Raw genomic sequence first — 13,040 nt, 5'->3', positions numbered from 1 at the left:
GCCGCGGGGGTTAGTCAGTCCCTCCCCATGGGAGCATCAGCGTGAGCGCGAGCAGCTTCGCAAACTCGGGTTCGAAGGCGTCGATGATGCGCTGCGGGTCCGGGCAGAGCGTGGTGTCGGCGATGACGCCAAACTGCACGCCACCGCCGTAGCTCAGGATCGACACCCCGAGGCCCACGGTGCCCGTCTGCGGCACCCAGAACATGGTCTGCTCCAGCGTCGCGCCACACAGTTGCAGCTTGGTTGCCGGGCCGGGCACGTTGGTCATCACCGCGGTGGTCTTGCGGCCGAACAGCGCGAGCAGCGCGTCCTGCGCCGGTTTGATCAGCAGGCCCGCCACCGACAGCAGGCCAAACGTCAGCAGTGGTTGCAGGCTGCCCTTGAGCGCGTTCATCCGTGCGCGAACCGCAAACAGCCGCTCGATGGGGTTGTCCATGCCGATCGGCAGGACCAGCGGCACCAGACCGAAGCGGTTGCCCAGCTGCCAGGCGTCTTCCTGGCTGCGCAGGTTGATCGGTACCATCGCCCGGATTTCCTGACCCGCGGTGTTGTCGCCGTGGCCGCGCAGATACGCGCCGATGGCCCCGGCCACGCAGCTCAGCAGCACATCGTTGACCGAGCAGTTCAGCGCCTTGCCGATGGCCTTGACCTCGTCCAGCGGGATCGGCTGGCACCAGGCCACCCGCTTGGCGCGGCCTGGCTGGCCTTTGATCCGGGTGGGCGAGTCGTCGGGCATCAGCGCCAGCGCCGCCAGATCGCTGGCGAGCTGGCCACCCATGCGCGCCAGGTCCACCGCCTGGTCCAGGGTGTCGCTGAGGCTTTGCTGTGGCGAGGCCAGCATCGACAACGACTTGGCCGCACTGCCACCGGCCACCCCCAGCGCCTTCGCCGTGAGATCGCCCAGCGGCCGGATCAGGGTTTCAGCCACCCAGTCGCCAGGCGCATCCAGGCCCTCCGCGGCGGGCTTGCTGCGGGAGCGCCTGGGCGGCAGGCCACCGCCGTCGACCAGGCTCATCATCACGCTGATCAGCGCGATGCCATCGGCAATGCAGTGGTGGATGCGGGCAATCAGCGCTGAGCCGCCTTCGTAGGACTCGATCAGCTCGAACTGCCACAGCGGGTGCTCGTGGTCCAGCGGCTGCATGGTCAGTTCGGCTACGCGCTCTTGCAGGCGGTCCTGTTCGCTCTGTCCGCTCCGATGGGGCAGCGTGCGGGTGAGCACATGGCGTTCGAGCCGGAAGTCGGGGTCGTCGAGCCAGTGGGCACCCGCGGCGTCCTGGCGGGCGATCTGCACAAAGCGGCGGTAGGGCAGCATGCGTTCGCGCACGCGTTCGCTCAGCGCGGCCAAGGTGATGCCCGGCCGCAGGATCCACACGCCCACGATCATCATCAGGTTGGAAGGCGAATCCATGCGCAGCCAGGCCGTGTCGACCTTGCTCATGCGCTCGCCTTCGAGCCCCAAGGCGCTGGCCAGCGTCGGCGTGGCCTTCGGTGGTGCCGGTGTGGTCCGGGGCTGGTCCGCAGCGGCGGCGGTGGGGGAGGCCTTGCGTTTGACGCGCTGGACCATGTCATCTCCTCGGATCCCGGGCCTTTGGTGCTCCTCGCGGGCGCGTTGGCGGGGCTTGTTGTGGGTGGAAACGTCTATTCTGACGGCAGACCGGAACGTAAGATACCGGGCCTGCCCTGAGGTCAATGACGGTTTCAGGGCGATTCAAAACCAGAAGGAGCCTCCGCATGTCCGACCTCAAGACCCGATTCGAAGCCGCCGTGGCCAACTCCAAGAACCTGAGCGAGCGGCCCGACAACGCCACCCTGCTCAAGATATACGCCCTGTACAAGCAGGCGACCACCGGGGACAACGCCGAAAAGAAGCCGGGCTTTGGTGACATGGTGGGCCGCGCCAAATGGGACGCCTGGAACAGCTGCAAGGGCGCCAGCGCGGATGACGCGATGCAGCAGTACATCGACCTGATCGAATCCTTGAGCTGAGACCTCTGCACTGGATCTGTGCCCGCCGTGGCGCAGATCGGGGCCTGACCGCCGCTTGGGCGCTCAGGCCTTCTTCTTTTTGGCCGCCGGTTTGCTGGCTGATTTTTTGGCCGCGAGCAGGGTATCGAGGTTTTTCACAATCTCGCCCTCGATGCGGTCCTTGAACGCGCCGAGCAGGAAACCCAGCTGGGCATCGAGTTCGAAATGGTCTTCCGAGACCCTGAGCGTACCCTTGACGCCGGTGCGGCTGAACTGCACTTCGTCGCAGTCGCAGCCCTCTTCGTAGGTGCAGCTCATGTCGAATTCGGCTTCGGCCTGTTCGGCCCATTTCCAGGCCACTTTTCGTGCGCCAGAGAGGCCCAGGTGGTGGCTGCGTTGGATGTGGATGTCGGCCATGGATGGTCCTGCTCAAGGGGTTGTGGAGTGTGCAGGCGCAGCGACCTGCAGGTCGGGCGTCAGCCCGCTCAGCAGGGCCAGGCGCGCTTGCGGCGGCAGTTTCGCGAGGGCGCGCACCGCATCATAGAACCGGGCAAAGTCCCGGCCTTCGCGCTCGAACAGCGCTTCGAAGCCGGGCACGAGGTCGTCGTAGGCGGCCTGCGCGCCAAAGCTGGCGTTGTTGGCCCGGGCCACCCAGGCGTCGTAGCCCCGGTAGCCATTCCAGTGTTGCCGCATCTCGGCGAACCGCGCGTGGAACCGCGTCATCTCGCCGGCCTTGAGCTGGCGCTTCTGGTCGGCGGTGGTGTTCACGTCTTCAAAGATCGCCTGCAGGTGCTCGCGCGTGTCGCGTGTGAGCGCGCGGAAAGCCTGGCGCCGGGCGTCGAAGGCCGCGTATTCCCGTTGCGCCTTTTCGCCCGCCTGCGTCAGCCAGCGTGCGCCTCCGAGCCGCTCCACCGCGGTCGCGAACGATTCATTGAACGCGGTGTCGTCGGCCACGTAGACCACCTGGTGCGCCAGTTCGTGAAACAGGATGCGGGCGAGTTCGCCTTCGGGGTAAGCGATGAAGGTGTTGAGCAAAGGGTCGCCGCCGGCCCAGTTCATCCAGCCCAGCGTTGAATAGGCCAGCACCGGATACACCGCCACATCCATGGGGCCGTCGGTCAGGCTGGCCGCAAAGGCCTTCGCATCACTTTCGTTGAAATAGCCCCGGTAGCCCACGCAGCCCGCGACCGGAAAGCACCATTGCTTCAGCGTGAGCGACAGCTCGGGTGCGGCCACGACGTTGTAGACCGCGGCGCGGCGCTGCAGATCGGCGTAGCGCTGGTAGCTGGTGTTGTCGGGCAGGGCCAGCGCGTCCACGGCAAAGCGGCGCATGCGCTGGGCGAGTTGCAGGCGCTGGCGCAGCTCTGCGGGGGTTTGTGCGTCATTGATCCAGTCGTGCAGCGGGCGGGCCGCGCCCATCAACCGCAGGTGCCCGGAAACCGATTGCCAGTAGTAGCCCACGCCGCTGGCCGGGCCGGCGCAACCGCTCAGCGCCCAGATGAGCGCGGCGGCCAGGGCGGCGGTCAGCGGGCGGTTGCGTGACATGGCCGGGGCTTTCAGGTGGTCGGGCTGGCCGCGGGTTCGACCTCGACCAGGCAGTCGTAGAACACCGGTCCGCGCCCCAGGTCGGTCAAGTGCTGGCTGGTGAGTTGGTTGACGTTGGTGCCGGCCAGCCCGAGCTTGCGCCACCAGATGCCCAGGCCGTTGACCACGCCGGGGCGGGCGCGTTTCGAGACTTCGGCCTTGCAGAGATATTCACCCCGGTCGTTGAACACGCGCACCACCTGGCCGCTCTGGATGCCGCGGGCCGAAGCGTCGTCGGCGTGCAGTTCCAGCACCGGTTCACCCTCGATGTCGCGCAGGCTCTTCACGTTGACGAAGCTGGAATTGAGGAAGTTGCGCGCCGGCGGCGAGATCATGGCCAGGGGGTAGCGCTCGTTGCTGCCCGGGGTCTCGAAGTTGGGCAGGTGGTCGGGCAGGCCGTCCAGCCCCATCGCAGCCAGCCCGGCGTTGAAGAAGGTGCAGCGGCCCGAGGGTGTGGGGAAACCGCCCTGGGCAAAGGGCGCGTCGGGCAGCGACAGCGTGGCAAAACCCTGGTCGAGCAGTGTCTGGAAATCCACCGCATCGCCAAACGCCGTGCGGCACAGGGTTTCATCGCTGTCGCTGAAGCAGGGGTCGTCAAAGCCCAGGCGGGCGGCCAGCGCGCGGAAGATGTCGGTGTTGCTGCGCGCCTGGCCCAGTGGTTCGATCGCCGGGCGGTTGAGCAGCACGTCGGTGTGGCCGTAGCTGGCGTGGATGTCCCAGTGCTCCAGCTGTGTGGTGGCGGGCAGGATGTAGTCCGCATAGTCGGCGGTGTCGGTCTGGAAGTGCTCCAGCACCACGGTGAACAGGTCTTCGCGCTCGAAGCCCTGCACCACCTTGCCCGACTCGGGCGCCACCGCCACCGGGTTGCTGTTGTAGACGATCAGCGCTTCGATCTTCGGGCCGAAAGCGGGCGAGCTGTCGCGCAGCAGATCGTCGCCGATGGTGATCATGTTGATGGTGCGCGGCTGGCGGCCGGCCAGGAGGTCGGGGCGGTGCAAGGCCGAGCGCTGGACGGGGAAATGCCCCGAGGCGGACAGCAGCAGGCCACCCGCGCGGTGGCGCCAGGCGCCCACCAGCGCCGGCAGGCAGGCGATGGCGCGCACCGCGTTGCCGCCGCCACGCACGCGCTGCATGCCGTAGTTCAGGCGGATCGCGGCGGGCCGGGTGGTGCCGTAGGCGCGCGCCAGGTCGGTGATCTGCTGCACCGGGATACCGCAGACCTCGGCGGAGCGCTCGGGCGGCCATTGCAGGGCGCGCTCGCGCAGCGCGTCCCAGCCCAGCGTGTGTTGCGCGATGTAGTGATGGTCCAGCCAGTCGTGGGTGATCAGCTCGTGCATCAGCGCCAGGGCCAGCGCGGCGTCGGTGCCGGGGCGCAGGGCGATGTGTTCGTGGCACTTGTCGGCGGTTTCGCTGCGGCGCGGGTCGATGCAGACCAGGCGCGCGCCGTCCCGTTTGGCCTGCTGTGCCAGGCGCCAGAAGTGCAGGTTGCTGGCGATCGAGTTGCTGCCCCAGATGACGATGAGCTTCGCTTCGGCGAAAAACTCGACCTTCATGCCGACCTTGGCGCCCAGGGTGGTGATCAGGCCTTCGGCGCCCGCGGCCGCGCAGATGGTGCGCTCCAGGTGCGAGGCGCCCAGCTGGTGGAAGAAGCGCGCGGCCATGCCTTCGCTTTGCACCAGACCCATGGTGCCGGCGTAGCTGTAGGGCAGGATGGCTTGCGGGTCGCGGGCGGCGATGGTCTTCAGGCGTGCCGCGATGTCGTCCAGCGCTTCGTCCCAGTCCACCGGAGCGAACTGGCCGCTGCCTTTGGGGCCTGTGCGTCTGAGCGGCTGCAGGATGCGCTCGGGGTGGTAGCTGCGTTCGGTGTAGCGCGAGACCTTGGTGCACAGCGCACCATCGGTGTGCCGGTGGTCCGGGTTGCCCTGCACGCGCAGGGCCACGCCGTTCTCCACCGTGGTGAGCAGGGCGCAGGTGTCGGGGCAGTCGTGTGGGCAGGCGCCGCGCACCACCGTGTCCACCGGGTTCGTCGGGCCGCCGACCCTGTGGGGCGGGTTGTCGATCATGGGTGTAAAAAAATGTTGTACGCTGGGCGCTCCGTCAAGCACGGTTTTTGCTGTGCAGAAACCTGCCCAAATTAGCATATCAGGAGATTCCGCATGCAGCGTCGTCAGGCCCTTTCAACCGTGTGCAAACTCGTGGGTTCTTCGGCCCTGACTTCCTGGGGCGCGGCGGCCCAGGCGCAAAGCGAAGGCGTGAGCGACAACCGCATCGTGCTCGGGCAGTCGGCCCCCTTCAGCGGGGCGGCCGTGCAACTGGGCCTGCAGTTCAATCTCGGGGCGCAACTGCATTTTGACGCCTTGAACGCGCGCGGCGGTATCAATGGACGGCGCATCGAGATCGCCCGGCTCGACGACGGCTACGAACCCGAACGCTGTGCCGCCAACACGCGCCAGTTCATCCAGGACGGTGTGTTCGCCCTGTTCGGCTACATCGGAACGCCCACCAGCCTGGTGGCGCTGCCGCTCGCCACCGAGGCCAGGATCCCGTTCTTCGCCCCCTTCACCGGTGCGCAGGCCCTGCGCGAGCCCTTCAACCGCTACGCCATCCACGTGCGCGCCTCGTACTTTGACGAAACCGCCGCCATCGTTCGCCAGACGACGTCGGTGGGCATCAAGAAGATTGCGGTTTTCTACCAGAACGATGCCTACGGCAAGGCGGGTCTGGAAGGTGTCACCCGCGCGCTCAAGGCGCTGGACCTGGAGCCGGTGGCGGTGGGCACGGTGGAGCGCAACGCCACCGACGTGAGCCAGGCCCTCAAGGACATTCTGGCCGCCAAGCCCGAAGCCATCGTGCAGATCAGCGCCTACAAGTCCTGCGCATCGTTCATTCGCCTGGCGCGCCGCCAGGGTTTTTCGGGCAATTTCTACAACGTGTCCTTCGTCGGCACCCAGGCGTTGCTGGACGAGCTGGGCGCCGAGGCGCGCGGTGTGGTGGTCAGCCAGGTGATGCCTTTCCCCTACTCGGCGACGCAGGCGATTTCAGGCGAGTACCTGGCCGCGCTCAAGGACAAGCGCGGGGTGGTGCCGAACTATTCGGGCATCGAGGGTTTTGTCGCAGCCAAGGTGTTTGCCGAGGGGGTTCGCCGCGCCGGACGCAACCTGACCCGGGAGGGTTTCATCGCTGCTGTGCAGGGCATGCAGAACCTGCAGCTCGGCGGCTTCACCGTGGACTTCGGGCCGAAAAAGCACACCGGCTCGCGCTTCGTCGAGCTCACCATGCTGACCGAAGACGGGCGCGTGCGCCGCTGAGTGCCATCCAGGGACCCGCTTGGCCCTTTGGAATGAGTGACTGCAACCAACGGGGCTGCGCGGTCCACGGGTCTTCGGTAGGATGTACTTTTGACTCCAGCGCCGCTGCGGGCGGCCAACGAGGTTCGCATGAAACTCATCGACTCCATCCTGACCCAGGCGGCGGGCATCGCCAGCCTGCGGCGCGACATCCACGCGCACCCGGAACTCTGTTTTGAAGAGGTGCGCACCGCCGACGTGGTGGCGCAGAAACTCGCCGAGTGGGGCATTCCGGTGCACCGCGGCATGGGCACGACCGGTGTCGTTGGCATCGTGCACGGGCGCGATGGCGGCGCCTGCGGTCGCGCGATCGGCCTGCGCGCCGACATGGACGCGTTGCCCATGCAGGAGCGCAACCGCTTTGCCCACGCCAGCCAGCACGCCGGCAAGATGCACGCCTGCGGCCACGATGGCCACACCGCCATGTTGCTCGCCGCCGGGCAGCATCTGGCGCAACACCGCGATTTCGACGGCACCGTCTACCTGATCTTCCAGCCGGCTGAAGAGGGCGGCGGCGGCGCGCGCGAGATGATCAAGGACGGCCTGTTCGAGCAGTTCCCGGTCGAGGCGGTGTTCGGCATGCACAACTGGCCGGGCCTGCCCGTGGGCACGTTCGCCGCGAGCACCGGGCCGGTGATGGCGTCGAGCAACGACTTCTGCATCGTGATCCGCGGCAAGGGATCGCACGCCGCGCTGCCGCACAACGGCATCGATCCGGTGCCGGTGGCCTGCCAGATGGTGATGGCCTTCCAGACCATCATCACGCGCAACAAGAAGCCGGTGGACGCGGGTGTGATCTCGGTGACCATGATCCACACCGGCGAGGCCAACAACGTGGTGCCCGACAGCTGCGAGATCCGTGGCACGGTGCGCACCTTCACCTTCGAGGTGCTCGACCTGATCGAGCGCCGCATGCAGGAAATTGCCGAACACACCTGTGCGGCCTTCGGCGCGACCTGCGAGTTCGGCTTCAACCGCAACTACCCGCCCACCGTCAACCACCCGGCGGAAACCGAGTTTGCCCGTTCGGTCATGGCCGACATCGTGGGTGCCGATCAGGTGCTGGACCAGGAGCCCACCATGGGCGCCGAAGACTTTGCCTACATGCTGCAGGCGCGGCCGGGCTGCTATGTGTTCATCGCCAACGGCGACGGTGCGCACCGCGCCGGCTACGAAGGCGGTGGCCACGATGTGGGACCGTGCATGCTGCACAACCCGCACTACGACTTCAACGACGACCTGATCCCGCTCGGGGCGACCTACTGGGTCCGCCTGGCCACGCAGTGGCTGGCCCGGCCGCGCACCGGTGCGGCCGCATGATCGACATCCAGGCTGCTTTTGCGCCTTCGTACGCCCGTGCCCGGGTCTTGTTTCTGGAAGGGGCTGCCGCGGCCGGCATGGCCATCCGCAGCCACAACCATCCCTTGCCCGGTCGCGAGGGCGAAACCCTGGCCATGGACCTGGCGCTCGATGGCTCGCCCGACGCCGAGCGCCTGCTCATTGTCAGCAGCGCCTGTCACGGGGCCGAGGGCTTTTGCGGCTCCGGGGTGCAGGTCTATGCGACCCACGATCAGGCCTGGCGCCAGCACGCACGCGAGGCGGGGGTCGCGGTGCTCTACATCCACGCGCTCAACCCCTACGGCTTTTCGCACCTGCGCCGCGTGACGAACGAAAACGTCGATCTCAACCGCAACTTCCAGGATTTCAGCCAGCCGCTGCCGGTGAACACGGCCTACGCCGGGCTGCACGATCTGCTGTTGCCACCCGAATGGCCACCGGGTCCGGACAACGCGGCCGCGCTCGACCGCTGGATCGCCCTGCACGGCGAGACGGCTTACCAGGCCGCGGTGTCGCAGGGGCAGCATGCGTTTGCCGATGGCCTGTTTTTTGGCGGCACCGCGCCCACCTGGAGCAACCAGACCCTGCGCCAGGTCTTGCGCAGCCACGCCCGGCGGGCGCGCCACATCGCCTGGATCGACCTGCACACCGGCCTCGGGCCATGCGGCGTGGGCGAGCGCATCTTTGCCTGCCGCGACGATGCCGCGGCCTTGCAGCGCGCCCGGGCCTGGTGGGGCAGCAACGGTGAGACGCCCGTGACTTCGATCTACGACGGGTCGTCAACCTCGGCGCTGCTCACCGGCCTGATGTGGGGCGCGATGTACGAAGAGTGTCCACAGGCCGAATACACCGGCATCGCCCTGGAGTACGGCACCGTGCCCATCATGGAAGTGATCAACGCGCTGCGCGGCGACCACTGGTTGAACCGCCATCCCGAAGCGCCTGCGGCGCTGCGGGCCGCCATCCACCAGCGCATGAAAGACGCGTTCTATGTGGATACGAATGACTGGCGCACACAGATCGTGGGTCAGGGGCGGCAGGCCCTGTTTCAGGCCGTCGAAGGGCTGGCCGCTTCGGCATGAAGTGAAACCCCTTGGGGTGATCCGCAACGCGCGGAGCTGTCCAGCCGAGGGCACCGCCGGGCCGGCTTTGCCGGACGGCCAGTGCACCTTGCAGGCCGCAGCCTCGCCAGAGTCGAGGCTTCTTCGGGCCGTCCAAGCCTGCGCAGGCAGGCTCGGAGCCGCGGCCCTCAGCCCCCTTTGAGGGGGTCGCGCGAAGCGCGGCGGGGGTGTGTCCTAATCCTCCAGCGCCATCCGGCTGGCTTCCACATACAGGCGCTCCATCGCGTCCAGCGGCTCGAACGCTGCGGCGCGTTCACGCAGGCGGGTCGCTTCTTCCAGAGCGCGCGCGCCTTCGAGCATCAGCAGGCCGTTGGCGTACTCGTGGAGCGTGATGGCGGAGTCCGGGTTCAACGCCAGGGCTTTGCGGTAGAGCGCCAGGCCGGTGTCCTTGCGTGCGCCATGGGTCATGCTGCCGATCAGCTCGCCGACCTTGTCGATCACCTCCGCGTGGTAGTTGGCCAGTGCGAGGTGGGCGTCGGCGTGGTTCGGCGCGAGTTCGATCGTGGTCTGCAGGGCAAGGCGCACCTTGCTGCCCAGGCCCTTGGCGAGCGCCTTGGCCACGTTCACCCCCTGGCTGTAGCGGCCCAGCGCGTAGCCCTGCCAGTACCAGGCGTTGGCATTGTGCGGTGCGCTGGCCTGGTGCGCCTGGGCCCGTTCGGCGGCGCTGACCAGCAACAGCAGTCGGGTCTGCTCGCCGGGTTCGACGTAGTTCGCGTAGATGCAGGCGGCCTTGTTGGCCAGCGCCAGGCCGTCAACGCCCGTGGCCAGACCGGCGTGAACGGCGCGTTCGAATTCACCGTTGTGGTACAGCGCCCAGGCGTCCAGCAGGGCCGGGTCGGTCGGCATCGGTTCGGCATCGCCAGCGTGCAGGCGGGTCCAGTCGCGAGCGAGGCTGTCGCTGTCGTGGCGGTAGAGGCCGGCGTAGGGGCAAGGGGCCCAGGGTGCCATGGGGACTGTCCTTGCCGTGTGTTCAGGTGGCGGCGCCGTTGTAGGCGTCGGTGAGTTCCAGCAGGTGTTGCCGCTGGCTGGCTTCCAGGTAGGGCGCGAGCAGGTTGAGCACGTGCTGCGCGCCGCGCATCAGCGCCTGTTGCGCGTTGTCGGGTTCCAGTGCGTGGCGCGGGTCGCGCACGTACTCAAAACTCAGCCAGTAGGTCAGCACCACCACCATGCAGTTGGCGGTGGGTTCGAGTTCGCGCGCATCGATGTCCAGCGCGCCGCTGCGGCTCATGCCCGAGAGCAGCGCGCGGACGGCGCGGGTCTTGTTTTTCAGCACGCCCTGGAAGCGGGTCTCCAGCAGGCGGTTCTTGGACAGCAGGTCGTTGAGATCGCGGTAAAGAAAGCGGTAGGCCCAGATGATCTCGAACAGCGAATGCAGGAAGAACCAGGCATCTTCCACGTTGCGCACGCCGTCGCCCGCACCCAGCAGCTCGTTGAGCGCGTGTTCATAGCGCTCGAACAGCGAATTGATCAGTTCGTCTTTGGCGGGGTAGTGGTAATACAGATTGCCCGGGCTGATGCCGAGTTCGGCCGAAATCAGGGTGGTTGAGACATTGGGCTCGCCGAAGCGGTTGAACAGCTCCAGCGTCACCTCCAGGATGCGTTCGGCGGTGCGGCGCGGGGGCTTTTTGATGGCCATGGTTCAGGCCCGGGCCGGCCGCCGGGACAGCTGCTGCTGCAGCTGGTCGAGCGTGGCGTGCAACTGTTCCACGGCGCGGGTGGTGGGGCGGTCGGCAGCGGGTGGCACCGGCCGGAGCAGGTGCCGCCCGGTGTCGTCCAGGGCGGCCTGGTCGAAGTGGATGCCATGGCGCTGCAGCTTGGGCGCCAGCTGGGACTGTCGGTCGCGCAGCATCTGGCGCGTCTGCTGGTACGCGTGTTCGGCGAGTTCGCGGCGCTGGCGGTAGCTGAAGGTGTTGGCAAAAAACAGCTCGGCATCGCGCTGGTCGGGTTCGATCAGCACGATGTCGGTGTCCGGGTAGCTGCGTTCGTACTGCTTGAAGCCCAGCTCCAGGCGCGAATGGATCATGGAGCGGAAGGTCTGGCTCATCACGGTCGGCAGACCGCCTTCGATCAACGCAGGAATGCGCTGCTGGCCGCTGGCGGCGGGTTCGGCGTGAAGCCCTGCGCGAAACGGCACCAGCGGGTTCAGGCAGATCAGCAGGTCCACGCCCTCGTCCAGCGCCACGGTGGCGTGCAGCGTTTTCTTGAGCGCGCCGTCCACATAGTGTTTGCCGTCGATGACCACCGGCGGAAACAGGCCGGGCAGGGCGGCACTGGCCTGGATCGCGCGCGAGATCGGCACGTGGTCCCAGCCCGGGCGGCCAAAGGGCGCGGCGTCGCCGGTGTCGAGCTCGGTAGCGACCAGCGTCAAACGCGCACGCAGCTCGCGGAAATCGTTGCTGCGGCCTTCGCGGCTGAACAGGCGTTCGACCTGGCGGTGGATGTCCTCGTTGTCGAACACGCCGGTGGGCAGGGCCGCACCCAGACGTTCGAGCGCCTGGGTCAGGGGTTTGCCCTGTGCAGCCCAGGCCCAGAGGGCGCTGCCGAGCAGGCCCGGCAGGCGCTGGAGACGGCCGCCGAGTTCGGCCCAGGCCGGTTTGATCAGCCAGGCGGTATCGAAATTTTCTTCGGTGGACCGGTCTTCGATGAACGCCTCGCAGAGCTGGCGGGGTGTCAGCCCGTTGGCCAGGCCTGCTGCGATGAACCCGCCAGCCGAGACGCCCACGTAGTGGTCACACGCATTGAAATCGATGCCTTGCAGGCTGTCGTCGAGCGCACACAGGGCGCCGATTTCGTAGATCGCACCGAGCGGCCCGCCACCGGCCAGCGCCAGCGCCAACCGCGGGCGGGTCTTGCGAGCAGCGCTGGAACGGTGGGCTTTGCGGGTGGTGGTCATGCGTTCGAGTGTAGAGCGCCAAGCCGGCGCTTCATGTTGCATTGCAACACGAGGCGCAGGCGAAAAAAAAGGGGCGCGGCGCGCCCCCTGTTGTGCCGAGCCGGATGGCCCTGGCGCCAGCGTCAGGCTTTGGACCTGGCGGCGGTTTTGCGCACCGCTGTCTTGCGTGCGGCGGGTGCGGCGGCCTTGGCCGGTGCGGCTTTGCGCGCAGCGGGGGCCTTCTTGGCTGCGGGGGTTTTGCTGCTCAGGCGCTGCACGTGGCGGTTGAGTTCATCGATGCGCTCCATCAGCGTTTCGATGTCGCGCGCCGAGGGCACGCCCAGCTTGTTCAGCGCCTTGGCCACCCGGTCTTCAAAAATGCTCTCCAGCTTGTCCCACTGGCCGGCCGCCTTGGAGGAAATTTCGGTGGCCATACCGGACACGCGGTTGGTGGCTTCGGAGATGCGTTCTTCAGCGACGGCCTGGGTCTTGCGCTGGATGGACAGACCTTCCTTCACCAAGGTGTCAAAGGCCTTGCCGCCTTCAGCCTGGGCTTTGGAGAAGGCGCCCAGACCGGCCAGCCAGATCTGTTGGGCCGAGTCCTTGATGGCGCCCGACAGCGGTGAACTGGCGCCTGCAGCGGCTTTGGATGCGGTGGTGGATTTCTGGATTTTCTTGACCATGGGGCGACTCCGGTGTGGGTTGACAGGGGGCAACGGGCAAAACAGGCCAGTCACCGTATGAGCACTGTACGGTTCCCACACAGGCGCTGTGTAGAGGGGGCCAACTAAACCCGGGGCCTGTCCCGCG

The 13,040-nt window shown here is 67.3% G+C and carries 12 protein-coding genes; 4 read left to right on the top strand and 8 right to left on the bottom strand.

Translation table 11 applies throughout. The features are described from left to right. Window positions 1–10: 10 nt before the first annotated feature. Window positions 11–1,567: a wax ester/triacylglycerol synthase family O-acyltransferase gene (locus AC0GNO_RS20850; protein ID WP_472905353.1), complete on the bottom strand. Its 1,557-nt coding sequence runs from the start codon at window positions 1,565–1,567 to the stop codon at window positions 11–13. Between the two features lie 167 nt (window positions 1,568–1,734). Between AC0GNO_RS20850 and AC0GNO_RS20845 the strand changes: the two genes are divergently transcribed. Continuing rightward, the gene (locus AC0GNO_RS20845; RefSeq protein WP_472905352.1) at window positions 1,735–1,989 is read left to right on the top strand and encodes an acyl-CoA-binding protein; all 255 of its coding nucleotides are present in this window, start codon (window positions 1,735–1,737) and stop codon (window positions 1,987–1,989) included. Between the two features lie 63 nt (window positions 1,990–2,052). Here the strand turns inward: AC0GNO_RS20845 and AC0GNO_RS20840 are convergent, their stop codons facing one another. Genes AC0GNO_RS20840 through AC0GNO_RS20830 form a run of 3 tightly spaced genes read right to left on the bottom strand, consistent with a single transcriptional unit; the run spans window position 2,053 to window position 5,615 of the window. After that, the gene (locus AC0GNO_RS20840) at window positions 2,053–2,385 is read right to left on the bottom strand and encodes a polyhydroxyalkanoic acid system family protein (RefSeq protein ID WP_472905351.1); all 333 of its coding nucleotides are present in this window, start codon (window positions 2,383–2,385) and stop codon (window positions 2,053–2,055) included. Between the two features lie 12 nt (window positions 2,386–2,397). After that, the gene (locus tag AC0GNO_RS20835) at window positions 2,398–3,513 is read right to left on the bottom strand and encodes an aminopeptidase (RefSeq protein ID WP_472905350.1); all 1,116 of its coding nucleotides are present in this window, start codon (window positions 3,511–3,513) and stop codon (window positions 2,398–2,400) included. Window positions 3,514–3,524: 11 nt separating this feature from the next. After that, window positions 3,525–5,615, bottom strand: coding sequence for a molybdopterin-containing oxidoreductase family protein (locus AC0GNO_RS20830; protein WP_472905349.1), 2,091 nt, complete (start codon window positions 5,613–5,615; stop codon window positions 3,525–3,527). Window positions 5,616–5,708: 93 nt separating this feature from the next. Between AC0GNO_RS20830 and AC0GNO_RS20825 the strand changes: the two genes are divergently transcribed. The 3 genes from AC0GNO_RS20825 to AC0GNO_RS20815 all read left to right on the top strand — a co-directional run bounded on the left by AC0GNO_RS20825 (window position 5,709) and on the right by AC0GNO_RS20815 (window position 9,319). Next, window positions 5,709–6,860, top strand: coding sequence for an ABC transporter substrate-binding protein (locus AC0GNO_RS20825; protein ID WP_472886906.1), 1,152 nt, complete (start codon window positions 5,709–5,711; stop codon window positions 6,858–6,860). A 129-nt stretch (window positions 6,861–6,989) separates the two neighbouring features. Next, window positions 6,990–8,219 (top strand): M20 aminoacylase family protein, encoded by a 1,230-nt coding sequence (locus tag AC0GNO_RS20820; protein ID WP_472886907.1) that lies wholly within the window; start codon window positions 6,990–6,992, stop codon window positions 8,217–8,219. Next, complete coding sequence (locus AC0GNO_RS20815; RefSeq protein WP_472905348.1) at window positions 8,216–9,319, top strand: M14 family metallopeptidase; 1,104 nt, start codon at window positions 8,216–8,218, stop codon at window positions 9,317–9,319. Before AC0GNO_RS20820 ends, AC0GNO_RS20815 begins: the two co-directional genes overlap by 4 nt. 213 nt (window positions 9,320–9,532) lie before the next feature. On the opposite strand, the gene AC0GNO_RS20810 is transcribed toward AC0GNO_RS20815, so the two are convergent. The 4 genes from AC0GNO_RS20810 to AC0GNO_RS20795 all read right to left on the bottom strand — a co-directional run bounded on the left by AC0GNO_RS20810 (window position 9,533) and on the right by AC0GNO_RS20795 (window position 12,913). After that, window positions 9,533–10,306 (bottom strand): hypothetical protein, encoded by a 774-nt coding sequence (locus tag AC0GNO_RS20810; RefSeq protein WP_472905347.1) that lies wholly within the window; start codon window positions 10,304–10,306, stop codon window positions 9,533–9,535. Window positions 10,307–10,328: 22 nt separating this feature from the next. Then, entirely contained in the window at window positions 10,329–10,994 is a 666-nt protein-coding gene (locus AC0GNO_RS20805; RefSeq protein WP_472905346.1) for a TetR/AcrR family transcriptional regulator, read from the bottom strand. A 3-nt stretch (window positions 10,995–10,997) separates the two neighbouring features. Further along, a complete protein-coding gene (locus AC0GNO_RS20800) occupies window positions 10,998–12,251 on the bottom strand; it encodes a patatin-like phospholipase family protein (protein WP_472905345.1) in 1,254 nt (417 codons plus the stop codon). Between the two features lie 122 nt (window positions 12,252–12,373). Beyond that, entirely contained in the window at window positions 12,374–12,913 is a 540-nt protein-coding gene (locus AC0GNO_RS20795; RefSeq protein ID WP_472886912.1) for a phasin family protein, read from the bottom strand. Window positions 12,914–13,040: the final 127 nt, after the last annotated feature.

The organism is Hydrogenophaga sp. L310 (assembly GCF_055703065.1).
The sequence above is the reverse complement of the archived record's forward strand: the minus strand, read 5'-3'. Positions and strand labels throughout refer to the sequence as shown.

What these genes read in the sequence shown, in the direction of transcription:
- AC0GNO_RS20815 (WP_472905348.1), top strand. Translation starts at nt 8,216, where the DNA reads ATGATCGACATCCAGGCTGCTTTTGCGCCTTCGTACGCCCGTGCCCGG.
- AC0GNO_RS20810 (WP_472905347.1), bottom strand. Translation starts at nt 10,306, where the DNA reads ATGGCACCCTGGGCCCCTTGCCCCTACGCCGGCCTCTACCGCCACGAC.
- AC0GNO_RS20845 (WP_472905352.1), top strand. Translation starts at nt 1,735, where the DNA reads ATGTCCGACCTCAAGACCCGATTCGAAGCCGCCGTGGCCAACTCCAAG.
- AC0GNO_RS20835 (WP_472905350.1), bottom strand. Translation starts at nt 3,513, where the DNA reads ATGTCACGCAACCGCCCGCTGACCGCCGCCCTGGCCGCCGCGCTCATC.
- AC0GNO_RS20795 (WP_472886912.1), bottom strand. Translation starts at nt 12,913, where the DNA reads ATGGTCAAGAAAATCCAGAAATCCACCACCGCATCCAAAGCCGCTGCA.
- AC0GNO_RS20840 (WP_472905351.1), bottom strand. Translation starts at nt 2,385, where the DNA reads ATGGCCGACATCCACATCCAACGCAGCCACCACCTGGGCCTCTCTGGC.
- AC0GNO_RS20805 (WP_472905346.1), bottom strand. Translation starts at nt 10,994, where the DNA reads ATGGCCATCAAAAAGCCCCCGCGCCGCACCGCCGAACGCATCCTGGAG.
- AC0GNO_RS20800 (WP_472905345.1), bottom strand. Translation starts at nt 12,251, where the DNA reads ATGACCACCACCCGCAAAGCCCACCGTTCCAGCGCTGCTCGCAAGACC.
- AC0GNO_RS20830 (WP_472905349.1), bottom strand. Translation starts at nt 5,615, where the DNA reads ATGATCGACAACCCGCCCCACAGGGTCGGCGGCCCGACGAACCCGGTG.
- AC0GNO_RS20850 (WP_472905353.1), bottom strand. Translation starts at nt 1,567, where the DNA reads ATGGTCCAGCGCGTCAAACGCAAGGCCTCCCCCACCGCCGCCGCTGCG.
- AC0GNO_RS20820 (WP_472886907.1), top strand. Translation starts at nt 6,990, where the DNA reads ATGAAACTCATCGACTCCATCCTGACCCAGGCGGCGGGCATCGCCAGC.
- AC0GNO_RS20825 (WP_472886906.1), top strand. Translation starts at nt 5,709, where the DNA reads ATGCAGCGTCGTCAGGCCCTTTCAACCGTGTGCAAACTCGTGGGTTCT.